Below are 19741 nucleotides of genomic sequence, written 5' to 3'. Positions count from 1 at the left end.
TAAAAGAATATCACAATTTTATGGAAAGATATACCGGTTTAATAGGTATTGCATTAATTTTCGGGATCGCATTTGCAATGTCAAACAATCGCAAGGCCATAAATTACCGGGTAGTATTATCGGGCTTAGGTATTCAATTACTACTGGCTCTTTTCATCCTAAAAACTACCATAGGTAAAGATATCTTTAGTTTTTTGGCTCAGGGGGTAAAGAAAATCCTTTCATTTTCTGACCAGGGTGCTGAATTTGTTTTTGGCATTGTTGCCAATAAAGATGAGCAGCTTACAAAGGTATTAGGGTCACAATACAGCTTCATTTTCTTTTTCAGAGTGATACCCACTATCATATTTGTTGCGGTTATCATCAGCATACTTTATCACCTGGGCATTATGCAACGTGTGGTAAAGGTATTTGCATGGATAGTTTACAAAGTTATGGGTGTAAGTGGTGCCGAAGCAGTATCTAACGTGGGCAGTGCTTTTGTGGGCCAGGTTGAGGCGCAAATAATGATTAAACCTTACTTAAAAGCTATGACCATGTCTGAGCTTTTGGCTTCAATGACGGGCAGTATGGCTTGTATTGCCGGAGGCGTAATGGCTACTTATATTGCATTGGGCGTACCTGCAGAATATTTACTTGCAGCAAGTATTATGGCGGCTCCCGGCGCACTGGTAATATCAAAAATTGTATGGCCCGAGACTGAAGTATCTGAAACAAAAGGAAAGGTATCATTAGAAGTAAAAAAGACTGACGCCAATTTGGTTGGTGCTATATCACATGGTGCTAGTGATGGTTTAAAAATCGGTTTAAATGTTATAGCCATGCTAATAGGCTTTATCGCCATTATTGGGCTGTTGGATTATGTGCTGGGCAAAACAGGCTTCTTTTTGGCTAATAACCTGCATTTGAGTTTGGATTTCATCAATATCGACCTTAAAACATTAAGTCTAAAACAAATATTGGGTGCTTTATTTGCCATTTTTGCCTGGGCCATGGGTGTACCACACAAAGACATACAAACCGCAGGCTCATTAATGGGTACCAAAATGGTTTTAAATGAATTTGTTGCCTATCTTGACCTGATAAAGGTTAAAGGCTCTATGGCTCCAAAAACATTGGTTATTACCAGTTTTGCACTTTGTGGTTTTGCTAATTTTAGTTCTATAGCCATTCAGGTTGGGGGAATTGGAGAACTGGCACCTGAAAGACGTACCGACTTAGCTAAACTTGGTGTAAAAGCCCTGATTTGCGGAACACTTGCATCTTATTTATCAGCCACTATTGCCGGAATTTTAATGTAATACCTGAAATGAAAAAACATTACCGTCATGAAAATGACTGCCTAAACTGCGGTACGATTTTAGAAGGCAAATTCTGCCATAACTGCGGACAGGAAAACTTGCAGATAAAAGAAAGCTTCGGGCATATGATGAATCATGCTATAAGTGATTATTTTCATTTCGATCAGCAATTTTTCCATACACTTAAACCCCTGTTTTTTAGTCCGGGAAAGCTTACCAATGAGTACATGGCTGGCCGAAGAGCTCAGTTTTTACATCCTGTAAAAATGTACATCTTTATAAGCCTGATTTACTTTTTATTAGTTTTTAAGGAAAATAAAGAAGATAATAAAGTTGAAGCTAAGCAGATTAATAAAGAACATTTTCAGGATTCCGTTAAAAGGGATGCTATTAATAAAATAAAAAACAACAAAAATCTCTCCCCTGAGCAAAAACAAGAAACAATTGCAGCAATAACGAAACCTTCAGGTCATCATGTAAAAAAGCACATTAAGGTTGATACCTCGGGTAAAACTACCAGCGCAATTACAAAAAAAACACGTGATACTACAGATAAAGACGATGATGATGACGATAGCGTAAGTGGTGATGTATTAGAACAGGGCGTTACCACCACAACGGATGACACTACTTACACACAATACCTGGCCACACAAAAAAAATTGCCCGAGGCCGAACGCGATGGGCTGTTTATGAGATATTATAACCAAAAAGCTTTTGCTTTAAACAATCCCAAGATCAACAAAAAGGACCTAATTAAGGAAGGTATTAAACATAATTTTCCAAAAATGATGTTCTTGTTACTTCCATTATTTGCATTGATATTAAAGATTGCATTCTGGAAAAACAAGAAATTTTATGTTGAACATCTTATTTTTTCGTTTCATTTACACTGTTTTGTTTTTCTATTCTTAACAATAGTGATGATTCTAAAAATGATATTACCAGACACAGGTGGATGGAGCGATGTAATTGATTGGATAGATATTATCTCTACGCTGGTAATTATATGGTATATATATCGCGCCTTAAGAGTTATGTACCATCGCAGCAGGTGGCGCACTTTTTCAAAAATGTTCGGTATGTCTATGACCTATACCATGGCATTTAGTATTTGCATGCTCATATTAGTTGTGGTTACAGCATTAACAGTAGTTTAATACTTATCCGTAAAATATATAGCAACAACCAGGGCATGGGTAAAACCTACATCCTGGTTGTTAATTTTTTTATTAAAAAGCTGTTAATGCAACTGTTGGTTTACCAGTAGGATCAAAAGCTCCTGATCCATATCCCTGCCAGTTATTATAAGCTTCAGGTTCCCAATAAAATACACCTAATCCATTTCCTCCTGATACTGATTTCACCTTAGTTATCAAGTCACTCAAAAATGATTTGCAGGTAGTTGCTGCTGATTCGCTCATTCCTGCTTCACATATCATCACCTGTTTGCCGTAACGCGATACCATATCGTTCATATTGGTGAGGCATTCGCTGTCTAAAGTCGACCAATTGCTGGTAGTCGGATATAACGACATACCAATAACATCATATTTTGCACCATATGTTTTTAAGCCGTCAAACATCCACCGGAAGGTGGTATTATCATAACCATTTGCCAGATGCACAATTACCTTTGCTGACGGAAACACTGCTTTTACAGCATTATATCCATTAGTAATCATATTGGCAAAGTTTTGAAAATTGGTTGATGACAGCGAGGCCTCGCCATCTGTCCATAACATACCATTACTTGTTTCATTACCCACCTGCACCCATGTTGGCGTTATTCCGTTTGATTTTAAAGCACTTAATGTGCTGTAAGTATAGCTATAAACCGTACTGATTAAGGTGCTTGTGCTATAACTTGTCCAGGCTGCCGGTTTATTCTGATCACCGGGATCGGCCCAGGTATCGCTATAATGAAAATCAATCATTACACTCATACCAGCCGCAACAGCACGTTTTGCTTTAGCCACTACATCTGCGGTATTGCACCAGCCCGATGATGGATTAACCCATACTCTTAACCTTATAGCATTAATCCCCAATCCTTTTAAAATGGTAAACAAATCCTGTTGGGTACCGCTGCTATTATAAAATTTAAGCCCTGAAGCTTCCATTTGCGTTACCCAGCTAACATCTGATCCATTGGCAAATGTACTCGTAGCTTCTGTAGCCAGATGTGTAGTGGTTGTGGTACTTGTTGGTTGGTTTCCAGCAGGAGTTGTATCCTTTTTACAGCTCATACCAAAGCACAGCAGCATAGCAGCCATGCTGATTGTCATTCTTCTTTTCATAATAATTGGTTTTTGGTTAATAAAAATTGGTTTATTAGGTTTAAGGTTTTATTTATGTCATTTATACATTTAATTTAAATCATACAAAAAATGCTTACCTGGTTTGGTAAGCATCAATAATTTAGTTTCTAATTTCCAAAAGCATCTAAAGCTGCTGTAGGTTTGCCTGTATTATCAAAAGCTCCTAATCCATAGCCTTGCCAGTTATAAGCTTCTGGCTCCCAGTAAAACACACCCAAGCCATTTCCATTGTTCACACCATTTACTTTGGTAATAATATCTGTTAAAAAATCCCTTGCCGTTGAAGGGGCAGTTGCATCCATCCCAACCTCAACAACCATACATGGTGTTGAATAGCGCGATATCATATCATTGATATTGGCCAAACATTGGATATTTAAAGTTTGCCAGTTGGTAGTTGAAGGATAAAGAGACATTCCAATAATATCCCATTGCGCACCATTGGCTTTTAAGCCATCAAACATCCATCTGAATAAACTATTGTCAAAGCCATTGGAAATATGTACAATTACTTTTGTTGAACTACTAACCGACTTAACTGCCGCATATCCGCTTTTTATAAGGGCAGCAAAATTAGCCATATTGGTTGAGGCACGGCCATCTTCCCATAACATTCCATCATTGGTTTCATTACCTATCTGTACCCAATCAGGAGTTATGCCATTGCTGTTAAGGGTATTCATTACCCCTACAGTGTAGTCGTGCAAGGTGGCTGCGAGTGTGTTAAAGTCTAAAGATACCCATGCAGCAGGTTTAGTCTGATGTCCCGGATCGGCCCAAACATCGCTATAATGAAAGTCAATCATGATCTTCATTCCAGCCTTTTTAGCTCTGATAGCCTTTGCAACAACATCAGCAGTATTACACCAGCCATCAGTCGGGTTTACCCAGGCCCTTAGCCGAATAGAATTGAACCCAAGACTTTTCATTAGGGCAAACAAATCCTGCTGACTGCCATTTTTATCATAAAACTTAACTCCTGAAGCTTCCATTTGAGTTACCCAGCTTACATCAGCCCCCTTGGCAAAAGTGGCAGATACAACAGGTGCAGTATAAGTTGTAGTGGTAGATGGCTGCGGTGATGGTGTACCCCCTTTATTTGAGCAGGATAAAATCAATAATACAGCAATTGCAGAATATACCCACAACATTTTTTTCATAACCGGAATTTTAGTTTATAGATTGGTTGCCCAAGAAGGCTATGACAAATATAAAATTCGGTTTTGAAAAATAAAATGTTTATTTAACATTTATTAATAAATGTTAAATAAACATTTTATACAGCCTATTATAATTTTCCTGTGCGTGACGGGATAGTATTAGATATGTAATTGAAGCTTTGCGTTTGGTCGCCAAGCTGTATCTTAAACTCACCTGATTCAGTAACCGTTTTGCTTATGTCATTAACAAAAGCAATATCTTTAGGCGTTATTTTAAAGCTTACCGTCTTTGTTTCGCCCGGTTTAAGGTCAATTTTATCATAGCCCCTTAAACGTTTGGTATCCGGCGCTATACTGGCATATAACTGACTTATATAAAGCAATACAGACTCCTTTCCTTCCAACTGACCGGTATTTTTCACATCAACGGTTATTGTTAACGTTTCATTATCCTTCAAATTGGGTTTGCTGATATGCAGATTGCTATAGCCAAATGTTGTATAGCTTAATCCTGTACCAAATTCATATAAAGGATTATACCCGTGCTTATCATCAGGATTACCGTTTTCCAAATTTTTGCGATAATAATTCACCAATGAATTGGCATAACGAGGGTAGGTTATAGGCAGCCTTCCTGATGGATTAGCATCACCAAAAAGAATATTAGCTAAAGCATCACCGCCTTCATTTCCTAAAAAATAGGTCATTAAAGTTGCAGCTGACTTACTTTCTGCATCGGTAACAATACGCGGTCGGCCTTCTGCCAAAACCAATACAATTGGTTTACCTGTTTTTGCAAGTTCCGATGCCAGTTGAGTTTGAGCCGCAGAGAGGTTAAGATCATCAATATTACCTACATTTTCTGTATAGGATGTTTCGCCCAGACATAATACAATTACATCTGATTTTTTAGCAGCTTTTACTGCTTCATCAATATTCTGCAAACTATCAAACGTAGCACCGGGCTCATAACTTACATTATCCTTCCCTATTTTTTGTTGAATAGCTTCTAAAATGGTGTTTTTACCGGCAGCGTAAACATCAGATTGATCACCTTGCCAGGTGTAGCTCCAACCACCATCAAGCGAACGCATAGTGTTTGCAGTTGGCCCGGTAACAAGCACCTTCATATCTTTTTTTAATGGCAGAATATTATTGTTATTCTTTAACAAAGTAATGGCTTCTGTAGCTGCATTCAAACTCACCTGCCTAAATTCTTCCGAACCAAATTTCGGATAATCATCCGGGTTACCTACCGAGCGGTCAAATAAGCCCAATTGATATTTTACTTTTAATATACGATGAACAGCTTCATTAATTCGACTCATAGGCACTTTTCCTTCGTGAACCAGCTCTACCAGGTAATTATAAAAACTGTATTCATAAGGTACCATACTCATATCTACACCAGCATTTACTGCTATCATTACTGCGTCTTTTTGGGTTGCAGCAATATGGTGACGATCATGCAGGTATTCAATATCTCTCCAGTCTGTTACTGCAATACCATCAAAATGCAATTCTCCACGTAACACATCAGTGAGCATGTATTTGCTTGCATGAATGGGTACACCATTAATTTCGCCGGAGTTGATCATCAATGTCCTTGCTCCTGCTTTAACAGCTTCGGCAAATGGCGGCAAAAAGTATTCACGCATATAACGATCCGGAATCCATGCCGGTGTACGGTCTTTACCACTCAAGGGATCGCCATAACCCAGGTAATGTTTCATACATGCAGCAACATGATATTTATCGCTCACATCATTCCCCTGGTAACCGGTTATGATAGCTGCACCCATTGTTTTTATCAGGTATGGATCTTCGCCAAAAGTTTCATAAATACGCGGCCAAAGCGGTGATTTACCCAAATCCAAAACTGGCGAATAATTCCATGGGATATAGCTTGCACGGGTTTCATAAGCCGTAATTTCACCTGCCTTATATACTATTTCCTTGTTAAAGGTAGCAGCCATCGCAATTTCCTGAGGAAACAAAGTACTGCCTGTGGTATAGGTAACCCCATGTATAGCATCAATACCATAAATAACCGGGATTTTTAAACGGTCTTTAGCAGCTTCGGCCTGGATAGTTGAAATAACCTCGTACCAGTGTTTACGGTCATATGCATGGGCACTCACATTTAAAATGGAGCCCACATGATATTTCAGAATTGCTTCTTTTATTTTTTCGGGATCTATTTCATGAACACCATTGGTGGTGGTTGATACTACATCTGAAGTCACTTCGGTCATCTGTCCTACTTTTTCCTCCAAAGTCATTTTGGCTATCAGTACATCAACCTTTTGGTCAATATCACTTTCGGGTTTCTTTGTTTGTGCAGATAACACAAGGACATTCAGAAAAACAATGTTTACGATAATAAATATCTTTCTCATGGATTTATTATTTGACTAAGGTTTGTAGTTTTATAATTATAAGGCGTTTAAAATTACTGCTTTTTTACCGGTATATTCAACTGATTTTGAAGCGCTTCTATAGCATTAGCCAGGTAAGCAAGCGGAGCATTCCAATTGATGGCTATCTCATTAACCGCATAAGCGCGATCATCATCAATATAAGCTTCATCAGGTACAATTGAGGGTACACGAACGTTATCCTGCATTCCCGGATTAGGTCCTCCAACCAGCAAACCGGGTATTGGATCAACAATTCCGTCAGCAACAGAAGGACGATGATGCGGATGCATAGGTATTTTGCTTCCATAACCCGTTACAAAAGAATAACCCGTTCCATTTCGCCCAAGCAGATAATCAAGATTATTCAAAGCATAGATTAAATACTCAGGATTATTTGAAAGTTTCCACGCCTGAATCAAAGCAATCCCCTGATTACCGGCTACAGAATTACTCCCCCATCCAAAATTGTGGGTTGATTTATCCATTACGGTTTGATAGGCAGTTTCTCCGGCTTCATTTATTAAATCATCAGCAAAAGCTAACAACCGTACTTTAAGTTCCGGCAATTCCTTCGGGGCACTGTTACCTAAAGAATTACTGTTTTTTATGAGAGAATAATATCCCAATAATTTAACCTGTCCCCAGGTTGGCACCGGCATACTTTTATCAGGCACTAAATTAATATCTTTTATATAAGCATTATCATGCGTGGTAACCAACAGCTCAGATGCAGCCCATATAAACTCATCTTTAAAATTCCGGTCACCATAACCACCGGTAGTAATTGGCGGACTATATTTCTTATTAATAGCATCCTGATTATAAACACTATCCGGGTGTTCAATAGCCCAATTCCACGCCATTTTAGATTGCCTTAAGCATGAATCAGCCAACCCGGGCAATTCCTTCTGAAAATTTCTGAATATCCGGCTTGCCTGGGCCATAACAGCTGCAAAGTCAAGCGTTGCTGCTGTTCCTTTTTGTACCACGTAGCGGGGTGCAGTACCTTTATCGGGCATTTCAAACTTATCGAAAGCTGCATTGGTGAGCTTATGATAAACGCCGCCGTCATTAGGATCCTGCATGGTAAGCATCCAGCGCAGATTCCATAATGCTTCATTCAACACATCCGGAATATTATTTCCACTTTCAGGGATATTGAGCTTAACCGTTTTCATATAAGCCGGAAAATCCTCATATAAAGAAAGCAGGGTACTTGTGCTAATACCGCTATTTACCACATATTTATTGTAGTCGCCGGCATCATACCATCCGCGGGGCGAAGAGATAATTGTCCCGGCAGCACGTTTGTCTGAAGCAGCGGAAGGATGGATCAATATTGAAGTATCCGGATGCCCTTCTGCCCTGCTCCACTTCCCGGCATATTTTTCATTTAACGGAATAGATGCACGCATAAAATAATATGCCTTAATCGCAGCATTCCCAACAGCTTCATGAACGGCCTTTTTTATTTCAAAAGACCAGGAATAACCAACATCAGGCACGTATAAAATATATTTTCCCGATATATCAAAGGATGTAAAATCAGCTATTGAAGTTGTATTACCTGCAAAATCAGGTTTGCCAGATACTTTTAACTCACCAGTAAATACCTTCTTCTTATCTATCGTTTCAATATAAAAAACTGTCGCTTTTGTTTTTAAAACAACAGCAGTTTTGGATGCTAAAGGATAAAACCCAATTTGATTTACCCTGATATCTTCATTTCCGGCTTCAGGGATTTGCTGGGCACAAGCTACATTGAATAAAAACAATTGAACACATATGAAAAGCAGAGCATTTAATTTTCTACGATTGAAAAAATACTTATCCATCATTTTGTTTATAAACCTAAGGTTGATATTTTGATAAAAAAATTGGTTTATAAAGATATGTGTATGTTTTACAATAAGTATAATACTTTATTTACCATATCGGTCAGAAATATAATACTAAATAAACATTGCCAATAAAAAAAACCGGCCTTATTTAAAGGCCGGTTCCAGTTCAATTGTGTGTTTAGGGTAGTTATTATTTTTTATATTTTGATTAAAGGGACGGCTAAGCTTAAGCTAAAAAGACTTACTCTGGTTTGTGAATTACCATAGGTTTGTTTGGTTATACCCGCTTCATAACGTAAATCAATAGATATATTTCTTATATCAAGCCCGGTTCCAAACTGCCAGGCAAAATTCTGATCTTTATAATTAAGATTGACTGCATTATTTAATGCCCCACTAAAGCTCTGGCTTTTATTTATTGCTAAAGATACTAAGGGTCCAGTGTAAAAGCGTGCACCCAATCCGAAAGCGCCAACTTTACCGCCAAACAAAAGAGGAACATCAATACTGGTAAACTGAGCTTTAGTTTCGCCGGTATTGTCAGAGATTTCTACATTTTTTGAAGTTACATAAAGTTCAGGTTGAAAATTAAAACCTAAAGCTCCAACCCTTGCCCAAAAACCACCCAAATACCCTAACCTTGTGTTATTATTAAATGCAGGATTGCTTAAATTAAGTGTGGCGTCATTTACTCCGCCTTTAATGCCAAATTGAAATGACGGCAATAACTGCGCACTTGCAATAGTGATAGAGAACAGGAAAAATACAGCAGAAAATAAAAGTTTTTTCATATCAGATATCTGAATATTAATCTCTTATAAATAAAATTCAATAAGTTTAACTAAACTTTAAAACATTTAAAGATAATATAAAATCTAATATATCTTATAACAATAATTTCCCCTGATAATAATCAAGAATCTTGCTATAAATGAAATAATCGTAACGTGCACTAATTAAATTCAATTTGGCTGCGTCCAAATTATTTTGAGCAATAATAAAATCAACAGAAGTAATTACACCAGCATCCAAACGGACTTTTGAAATACGATAGCTTTCTGTATAAGCGTTTACTTGCTCACTAGTTGCCTTATACCTGTTATAGGCAGCAGACATATTATAATACGCCTGTTCAACATTCTGCTTTAATTGAATCTTTGTATTATCTTCAATTAACTGCAGATTTTGTAAATTTATTTTGGCAAGCGCTACAGCATTCTTTTTAACGTGATTGGTAAATATGGGAATATTAAGACCCAATGTTAAAGCGGTACCATAATTATTTTTAAACTGATCCAAATAACTAATATTCTGCTGGGAGTAATTTGCTTCATTAGCATAAACAGATTGCTTACCAGTTGGTGTATTGATGTAGCCACCTGTAGGGACAACTGTTGAATCAATAAATACAGATTTTTGGCCTGCACTTGAGTAGTTAGTTGTTATTCCGCCATTAACAGCGAGCGTTGGCAGTAATTGTCCCTGCGCTACTTTTACTCCTTTTTCAGCGCTTTCCCTTCTTAAGGTTGCAGCTTTAACTATTGCCAGTTGCTGTAATGCAGTTTGGTAAACCTGATCAGGGTTAACGCCATATTGCCCTACCAAATCCTCGGCATTTAAAGGCTGCAATACAGCGTTTTCATTATAAGGAATATTCATTAATTGAAACAAGTTAAGCTTTGCAGCATTTAATGAGTTCTGAGCATTTACAACTGCAACCTGGCTCCCGGCCAAGGCGCCCTTAAAATCAGTAAAGTCTGATGCCACTTTATTTGCTCCATCCTTTTCCAAAATCTCAGACCTGTCCACATTTTGTTTTGAAACAGCCAACTGGCTTTTAGTTTGTCCTAATATTTCCTGTGCATCAAGCACGGACAGATAATTAATAATGATATTTACTGTTACTAAATCCTTTGCCGACTGGAAATCCATTCTACCGGCCTGATAAGCCAATTTGGCTTGTTTAACAGCATTTTGTAGCGCTAAACCATTAAATAATGTAAGGCTGGCATTTAGCGAATAATTATCAGAAGTTAACGACTGGTTTACATAAGTATTAGTTACCGGGTTAATACCTCGCCCCTGGCTAAGCTCACGGCTAATATTACCGTTAATGGATGGTAATAAATTTTCCTTCGACTGGTTAAAAGCAATCCTGTCCTGTTCCATAGTTAGGGCTGATTGTTTAACGTTCAAATTATTATTTACAGCTATACTAAGGCACTTTTGAAGTGAAAATATGCTATCCTGCTGTGCATGAGCTAAAAGACCACAGGTTAAAAAAAGAAGTATTAAAAAATATTTACTAAGTCGCATCTTGTTGTTTTACTATTATTTATAGATCAGAACTTCCTTGAGGAGTCAATTTTGCCATCCAAAAGATTAATAACTCTTGATCCGTATTCCGCATTCTTTTCTGAGTGCGTTACCTGGATAATGGTTACCCCATCTTCTTTATTTAATTTACGGAACAGTTCCATAATTTCTTCTCCTTGCTTAGAGTTCAGATTTCCTGTTGGCTCATCAGCAAGTAATAATTTAGGTTTTGCAATTAATGCCCTGGCTATACCAACTAATTGCTGTTGCCCACCAGATAATTGTGCGGGAAAAAGATCTTTTTTCCCAACTATCTGAAAACGGTCAAGTATATCGGCAACCATAGCCTTTCTTTCTCCGCTTTTATAATCCTGGTAAATTAAAGGCGTTTCAATATTTTCATAAACTGTAAGCTCATCAATTAAGTGATAAGCCTGAAAAACAAAACCAATGTATTGTTTATACAAGGCCGAACGTTGTTTTTCTTTAAGCTGATGAACTGCATTATTAACAAAATAATGATAGCCTTCTGATGGCTCATCAAGCATCCCGATAACATTTAACAAGGTTGATTTACCAGAACCAGATGGCCCCATAATAGAGATAAACTCACCTTGATCAACTTCAAGGCTGATATCATTTAATACAAAGTTTTTATTGCCGCCAACCTGGTAGTATTTCGAAATATGTTGTAGTGATAACATGTGTTTTGGTTATTAATTATTGTTTATTGAACTACTAAGTTGCTAATTTATTAAATAAGTACTTTAATCCCTGATTTGTACTCATTCATTTGGGCACAAAAGCATCAATAACATACCAAAGTACCAACTAATTAAATATCAGATACTTACAAATAAAACACTAAGCAATTACTGTTCGCTTATGTAACAGGAAGCGTACGATTATGATACAATTGATTAGTAACCTGAGACTGGAATATAGAGATTAGTTGAATACAGATATAGAATATACTACACCTAATCGCTAGCCAACTAATCTCTAATTACTATCATTCACTCCTTAAACTCTCAACGGGGTTAGTAATTGCTGCCTTAATGGATTGAAAGCTGACCGTAAAAAAGGCTATCAATATGGATACAATACCAGATACAATGAATATCCACCACTGAACATTAATATGATAGGCAAAGTCCTGGAGCCATTTGTACACTGAAAACCAGGCGATGGGCCATGCTATCAAATTAGCGAACAGCACCAGTTTGAGAAAATTACCCGATAGCAGTAAAGTTATATTTTGAACTGAGGCACCTAATACCTTTCGTACACCTATTTCTTTTACTCTTCTTTCGGCAGAATGGGATGCCAAACCAAATAAGCCTAAACAGGATATAAAAATGGCCAAGCCGGCGAGGATGCCTACAATTTTGCTTACCTGGTTATCTGCTTTATAAACTTCATTAAAATGGTCATCCAAAAACTGGTACTCAAAAGGATAATCAGGGTAAATACTATCCCATTTAGATTTAATGAGGGCAAGTGCCGCTGCAGTATTACTGCCATTTATTTTAACAGATATATTCCTAAATCCCCAATGCCTAGCGCTCACCATAAACATGGGTTCTATTTTATATTGTAATGAGTTAAAATTGAAGTTTTTTGCCACACCAGTGATAGTACCCAATGAATCAAATCCAAATCGCTGTCCCACCAATGATGATAGTGGCGCTTTAGGATGATCTTTTAATAGTTCTTTAGCCAATGCTTCATTAACAATAAACTGACTGCCGTCCGGCATTTTATCGCCCGAGAAGTCTTTACCGGCAACCAATTTGATTTTATACAAATCGAGATAATTGGTATCCACGACTAACAGCGTTGTGCCGAGGTCTTCTTTCGGACCGTTAGCTGGCCTGAATGTTACTCCTGTTTGATCCAGATGGCTTCCCAAAATATCCTGTGATGCCGTAACCCCTGCTATCAAAGTACTGCCTGATAATTCTTTTTTAAATAGATCGTATTTTTTGGTGGTGACACCATCCAGAGGTATATTAACAATTTGATCGCGATTGTAACCAGGATCCTGTTTTTGCATAAAATTTAACTGCTTTAATACAAAAACAGTCGCTATCATCAGAAAAATGGCACTTGAAAATTGTGTAATAACCAGAATATTTCTAAGTGACCCTTTGTCTTTACCTACCTTTATTGATCCCTTTAAAACCCTAACAGGATTGAATGATGATAAATAGAGAGCAGGATAAATGCCAGATAATAGACCAATAACAACAGTGCCGCCCAAAACAATTAATAAAGGATAAACACTATTGAATATATTAAACGAGATATCTCTTTCGCTCAGATTGTTTATGTAAGGAATTGCCAGTTCAACCAAGGCAATAGCGATTATTAATGCCATAAAAGCAATCAGAATAGTTTCACCAATAAACTGAATGGCTAACTGAAACCGATATGCCCCAATAGACTTTCTGATGCCTACTTCTTTGGCTCTTTCAGCCGATCTGGCAGTGGAAAGATTAACAAAATTAACACAGGCAATTATCAGCACTATAAGTGCAATAATGGCAAATAAGTTGGTTGATTTTTTATCAAATTTTTGATAATTAATATAATCAAGTCCGATATCAGCTGAATTAGCATGTATGTCCTTCAGTGGCAAAACAAATAGTTGTAAAAATTTCCAGCCATCACCCTTCAAATATTTTTTCAGGTAGGCAGGGAATTTTTTATCCAGTAATGTAGGATTTGTGCCTGGGGCAAGTTCCAGGTAAGTATTTAACCAATTACCACCCCAATTGGTAAACATCCACGGCTTGTACACACTGCTAAAGGAAAACAATGCGTCAAATTGCAGCTGCGAGTTTTTAGGCACATTAGCCATAATACCGGTAACTATAAAAGAAGTAGTATCATCGCCATAATGAGTTATGGTCTTACCGATTGGGTCAGCATCACCAAATAGCTTCTTAGCAGTTTCCTCAGTAAGCATCGCAGTATGTGGCTTTAACAATGCTGTTTCTCTATCACCACGAATTACCTTAAAATCAAACATTCTGAGGAAAGTGGAATCAACAAAAAATATCTGCGGCAGGAATATTTTCTTCTTTTCAAGAGTTAGTTGATATTTCTCGCCCCAATGTATTCGTGTAAAGTTTTTTATCTCAGGAAATTCTTGTTTTAATGTTGCTCCCATTGGGAACATGGATAGTGCTACCTTTTGTGTGGTTCCCTGGCTGCCAACCGTCTGCACCTCATTTAAACGATAGATATTTTTCGTATGGAAATTATCGAAGCTTTTTTCATATGACACAAACAGCATAATAACAATACAGGCTGCCATCCCTACGGATAAACCAATGATATTAATTGCCGAAAAAACCTTGTTTTTCCAAATGTTACGCCAGGCAATTTTTAAATAGTTTTTAATCATTTTTCAGGTAATTGAGTTATTTGCGCTTAATACTATCAATTTATTATTACTCGCTGCGTAAACTTCTAACCGGGTTCATTAAGGCTGCTTTAATAGCTTGAAAACTTACCGTAGTTAAAGCAATCGCCATAGCTAAAACACCCGATATTATAAATACCCACCAATTAATGGTTACCCTATATTGGTAACTTTGCAACCAATTGTTAATAAAAAACCAGGCAACAGGAAAAGCGATAATGCATGACAGGCCTACAAGTTTCAAAAAGTCTTTTGATAATAAACCGGCCAAACCAGATACAGAAGCACCGAGAACTTTACGTATGCCAATTTCTTTGATTCTACGTTCGGCCGTGTATGCTGCAAGGCCAAATAAACCCAAACACGAAATAAATATGGCTAAGGAAGCAAATACGCCTGCTAGCATCGCTGTTAATGTTTCCGTTTTAAATAGCTGATTAAAATCATCATCAATAAATTGATATTCGAATGAATATCCAGGGCTATCAGCTTTTATAACAGCTCCTGTTTTTATAAGAGCATCCTGTAAGTTAGTTCCATTTTTAAAACGTATGCTTAAAACACTAGTACCGGCGGGATGGCAATAAAGTAAAAGCGGAGCAGCACTTGCATACATATCGTTGTAAAGAAAATCTTTAACAATACCTGTTATGGCTAATGCTTTTTTGCTGCCATCTCTTATAATCCCCCCAATTCGTCCCTCTTTACCCATTTGCTTTGCAAAAGCTTCGTTAATAATTACGTTGTTACTATCTAAAGCAGCTTCATTATAAAAATCTCTTCCGGCTAAAAGCTTCATATCCATAGTTGATAAAAACTGCGGACTTACATTTTGCCAGGAGATTAGTGGATTTTTAACAGGGTCTTTTCCATCCCACGAATAATTGTCGGTGTTACTACCGATTTGCAAAGCCGGATTATCACTCAATGCGGCATCTGCAACAACACCTGTTTGCTTCAGGTCATTATATACAGTGGTGAATTGATCAACTTGTTTGCCTTGTAGATTGATGTAAATCAGATTGCTTTTATTAAAGCCTAATTGCCTGCTCTTTATATGCTGAATTTGCTGGTAGATAATAATGGTTCCTATTATCAATACAATAGATACAGAAAACTGCATTACTACCAAACTTTGCCGGATAAGGCCTGTGCCTGAAGCTGATTTTATTTTTATATTTTTTAAAACAGCTATCGGATTAAAAGATGAAAGATAGAATGCAGGGTAACTACCAGCAAGTAAACCGGTTATTACGGCTATTCCTATCAAATAAGCTAGATGAGCAGGCGCAACAATGTCTACACCTAAATCTTTTTGAACCAGGTTATTAAAAGACGGCATTGCTGCATAAATTAGCCCGATGGCAACCAATACTGCGATAAATGCCATAATTACAGCCTCGCTGATAAACTGACCTATCAATTTACCTTTACCAGCCCCCACAACCTTACGCACCCCAACTTCTTTAGCTCTTTGCTCGGAACGTGCAGTTGAAAGATTCATAAAGTTGATGCAGGCAATTAATAAAATTATGACCGCTATAAATGAAAATATATTTACGTACTGTATACGTCCCCCACTCATCCTGCCATCAACAAAATTATCGCGAAGATTCCAATCGTTCATTGCAAAAAGGAAACAAACGGTGGTGTTAGTCTTTTTTGTTTTATCAGCAATAAAATGTTGCAATTTCTGATTAACGGAAGTCAAATTTGCTGATGGTTCCAACTCAATAAAAGTACGGGTCCAGTTGGCTCCCCAAATATTCATCCAGGGTTGTTTATGGTCAATGTTGGCCATGGGCGCCAGCCATTGAAACTGAAAGCTTGAGTTTTTTGGGAGATTTTTAAAAACCGCCGTAACCGTATATTCCTGCTCATTATTTACTTTTAATGTTTTACCGATAGGGTTTATATCACCAAAAAACTTTTTCGCCATTGTTTCATTAATCACAACAGAATGTAATTGCTGAAATGGATTTGTAGCATTCCCGCTTACAAAAGGCAGTTTAAGGATTGAAAATATTTCGGGATCAGCAAAGCGCCCTTTTTCAGTTATTATTTTATCACCAAGGGCAAAAAGCTCATCACCATCACCTCCGGTGGTCCTTGCTGCAGTTTTTATGCCTGGTATTTCTGCTTTTAACACTTTTGCCATTGGCCCTGGAGTGGCATGAAAAGTACTGATCTTACCCTCGTAGGTTTGATTTTCGTAAATCGTATACACACTATTGTGCTTCTCAAAGTTGTGATTATAGCTAAGCTCATCTTGCACCCATAAAAATATGAGCGACGCACAAGCTACACCTATTGCCAAACCTGCAATATTTAAAAAACTGAATGCTCTGTTTTTAAATAAGCTACGTAAAGCAGTTTTGATGTAATTCTTTATCATGACAATTAGTTTATTGATTTAATAGATTTCTACTATATAAGCTCAACTAATACCCCCACAATCACTAAACTCACTCACTTTTTAAGCTTTTCACAGGGTTAACTAAAGCTGCTTTCATCGCTTTATAGCCAACGGTTAACCAGGCTATTACCACAGATACTGCAATAGCAGCTACAAAAACCCAAATGTTTAAAGAAACCCGGTATGCAAAATGCTGCAGCCATCCATTCATTATATAATATGCTGCAGGTATGGCAATTAAACATGATATAAGAATTAATGCCATAAATTCTTTTGAAAACAAGTATACAATACTGCTTACCGAAGCTCCCAAAACCTTGCGAACGCCTACTTCTTTTGTTCTTTGAATGGCCATAAATGATACCAGTCCGTACAGCCCAAGGCAGGAAATAAAAATGGCTATAAAGGCAAATATTTTGTAAACTAAGGCCATCTGATTTTCTTGTTTATAAAACTTTGCAATGTTTTCATCAAGGAAAAATCCATTGTAAGCATATTCGGGATAAGTGTTTTCCCATAATGATTGAATACCGGCAACAGTCTTTACAAGATTATTAGATTTTAATTTGACGGCAGCCAGCGACTCATATTTTTTTGATGGGAAAATAATAATAGGTTTTACCGCTTCACGCAATGAATTAGTTTTAAAATCTTCAACAACCCCTGTTATTGTTGCCCATACCCCAGTTCCCATTCTGAGGGTTTTGCCAACAGCATAATCGTCATGCTGAATACCGAGTTTACGCAGCAATGTTTGGTTTACAACTACCTGGCGCATAGTATCACTAACATCATATCCCGTACCTGCGGTAAAACGCAGGCCAAATGTTTTAAAATAATCAGCGTCCCCAATTTTCATAAATGTTGAAAAACCAATCTCCTTTTCCGAATGATTAAAATAAAAGTTACTGGCTGAGTTATTATCAGATGATGGTGCATCAGAAGTAAAACTGACAGACTGTACAGCTGGATTTTGCAATAGCTGTTGTTTAAACGATTGCATTTTTTTTAGACTGATACTATCGGTATATCCGGGAAGCATCAGTACAGCATTTTTGTTAAAACCCAGATCGGCTTTGTTTACAAAATCCATTTGATTAACAGCTACTATTGTACCAATAATTAATAGCTGGGATATGGCAAATTGCGTTATTACAAGTGTTCGACGTAATGAAATACCACCGATTGATGCAGCAGTAATTTTATTTTTAAGAGCCAAAACCGGTTTAAAACCAGAAACTATAAGCGCAGGGTAAATACCAGACAGGATAATTACAACAAGTGTGGTAAGCGTTAAAAAAATAATACTACCACCATTTATCAGGCTTATATCATCAGGTACACTGGCAATATTTTTTAAATAAGGTAAGCTGATTTTGGCAACTATGGTAGCCAAAATTACAGCACCTATTACAATAAGCGCAGTTTCACCAATTACCTGAATAGCTAATTGCTTCCTACTGCTACCCAATACTTTACGGATACCTACTTCTTTTGACCGTCCGACAGATTGTGCGGTTGACAAATTGATAAAATTGATGGACGCCATTATAATAATCAGAATGGCAATAAATGATAAGGTACGCAGCGTTGCATTAGTAGTGATATGATCTCCTAAATTATCACCAAACCTGGTATCAAAATGCATTATTGATAATGGTTGTGAGATAATAAGGTGATCTTTTAGTCCTGATTTATAATATTTAATGGTTACCCTTTTTAACTGTTTATCAATATCATTTTGAGTGGTATGGTCAGGGAAAAGCATAAATATCTGGTGACTACTACTTAGTAGCCCCCAACCTTCTGAATAATTATATACACTCGCGTAGTTTTTCCAGGTGATATGAGATATCAGAACTTTAAACGGTAAATCGCTATTGCTGGGTGCATCCTCAATTATTCCCGCTACTTTCAAATTGACCAAATTGTCCATTGTAATGGATTTCCCCACAGCCTTTGTCCAGTTGCCAAAGTATTTTGTAGCAGTAGTTTTATCTAAAACAACCATGTTAGGGTTTGCCAAAACAGCAGCATTACCTGCCAACCATTTCCAACTGAAAATGTCAAAAAACTGAGGTTCAATAAAAACTACTCCTATATTTTCAGTAAACTTTTTGCCACCATTGTATTTCAGGTCACTTCCATCGTTTACAGTTATCTGACTCCCATAGCTGGAATTTATTGATGCTACTTTTGCTTTCGGAAATTCCAGCCTCAATGCTTCAGTGGCTGGTACGGCAACCCCTGGATTATAATCAATACCACTTTCGCTCTTTTGTTCAGTAACAATATGATAGATATTTTTATAATTGGGCTGAAAAATATCAAAACTTAACTCATACCTTATAATTGTAAAAATGAGCAGGCATGCGGCTATACCTACAGTTAGTCCGGCTATATTGATAACCGAATATATTTTATGGCGAATAATATTGCGCCAGGCGATTTTAAAGTAATTCTTTATCATAATGTTATTTTCTTATTATAAGAAATCCAAATGCATACCAAACTAATATTTAGTTGACAATCAATA

General features: G+C 37.2%; 12 protein-coding genes. 2 read left to right on the top strand and 10 right to left on the bottom strand.

Annotated elements, in window-relative coordinates; all coding sequences use genetic code 11:
- The first annotated feature begins 20 nt into the window (after positions 1-20).
- Positions 21-1301: a NupC/NupG family nucleoside CNT transporter gene (locus tag JN11_RS03065; protein WP_144909499.1), complete on the top strand. Its 1281-nt coding sequence runs from the start codon at positions 21-23 to the stop codon at positions 1299-1301.
- A gap of 8 nt (positions 1302-1309) precedes the next feature.
- Complete coding sequence (locus JN11_RS03060) at positions 1310-2461, top strand: DUF3667 domain-containing protein (protein ID WP_144909497.1); 1152 nt, start codon at positions 1310-1312, stop codon at positions 2459-2461.
- A gap of 72 nt (positions 2462-2533) precedes the next feature.
- Here the strand turns inward: JN11_RS03060 and JN11_RS03055 are convergent, their stop codons facing one another.
- From JN11_RS03055 to JN11_RS03010, 10 genes are all read right to left on the bottom strand, one after another.
- Positions 2534-3601, bottom strand: a complete 1068-nt coding sequence (locus JN11_RS03055; RefSeq protein ID WP_144909495.1) for a glycoside hydrolase family 53 protein — start codon at positions 3599-3601, stop codon at positions 2534-2536.
- Between the two features lie 128 nt (positions 3602-3729).
- A complete protein-coding gene (locus tag JN11_RS03050; RefSeq protein ID WP_144909493.1) occupies positions 3730-4782 on the bottom strand; it encodes a glycoside hydrolase family 53 protein in 1053 nt (350 codons plus the stop codon).
- Between the two features lie 128 nt (positions 4783-4910).
- On the bottom strand, positions 4911-7181 hold the full coding sequence (locus JN11_RS03045; RefSeq protein WP_144909491.1) for a glycoside hydrolase family 3 N-terminal domain-containing protein: 2271 nt from the start codon (positions 7179-7181) through the stop codon (positions 4911-4913).
- A gap of 53 nt (positions 7182-7234) precedes the next feature.
- Positions 7235-9040, bottom strand: a complete 1806-nt coding sequence (locus JN11_RS03040; RefSeq protein WP_211360619.1) for a glycoside hydrolase family 9 protein — start codon at positions 9038-9040, stop codon at positions 7235-7237.
- 200 nt (positions 9041-9240) lie between these two features.
- Entirely contained in the window at positions 9241-9834 is a 594-nt protein-coding gene (locus JN11_RS03035) for an outer membrane beta-barrel protein (RefSeq protein WP_144909489.1), read from the bottom strand.
- A 94-nt stretch (positions 9835-9928) separates the two neighbouring features.
- Positions 9929-11359, bottom strand: a complete 1431-nt coding sequence (locus JN11_RS03030; RefSeq protein WP_144909488.1) for a TolC family protein — start codon at positions 11357-11359, stop codon at positions 9929-9931.
- 26 nt (positions 11360-11385) lie between these two features.
- Positions 11386-12063, bottom strand: a complete 678-nt coding sequence (locus JN11_RS03025) for an ABC transporter ATP-binding protein (protein WP_144909486.1) — start codon at positions 12061-12063, stop codon at positions 11386-11388.
- A gap of 308 nt (positions 12064-12371) precedes the next feature.
- Entirely contained in the window at positions 12372-14771 is a 2400-nt protein-coding gene (locus JN11_RS03020) for an ABC transporter permease (RefSeq protein ID WP_144909484.1), read from the bottom strand.
- Between the two features lie 46 nt (positions 14772-14817).
- Complete coding sequence (locus JN11_RS03015) at positions 14818-17184, bottom strand: ABC transporter permease (protein ID WP_144909482.1); 2367 nt, start codon at positions 17182-17184, stop codon at positions 14818-14820.
- Between the two features lie 70 nt (positions 17185-17254).
- Positions 17255-19675 (bottom strand): ABC transporter permease, encoded by a 2421-nt coding sequence (locus tag JN11_RS03010; RefSeq protein ID WP_144909480.1) that lies wholly within the window; start codon positions 19673-19675, stop codon positions 17255-17257.
- Between the last annotated feature and the right edge of the window lie 66 nt (positions 19676-19741).

Origin of the sequence: Mucilaginibacter frigoritolerans (assembly GCF_007830615.1) — a bacterium.
Lineage (GTDB): Bacteria > Bacteroidota > Bacteroidia > Sphingobacteriales > Sphingobacteriaceae > Mucilaginibacter > Mucilaginibacter frigoritolerans.
Note: the sequence above shows the minus strand (reverse complement) of the source record. Positions and strands in the feature narration are given on the sequence as shown.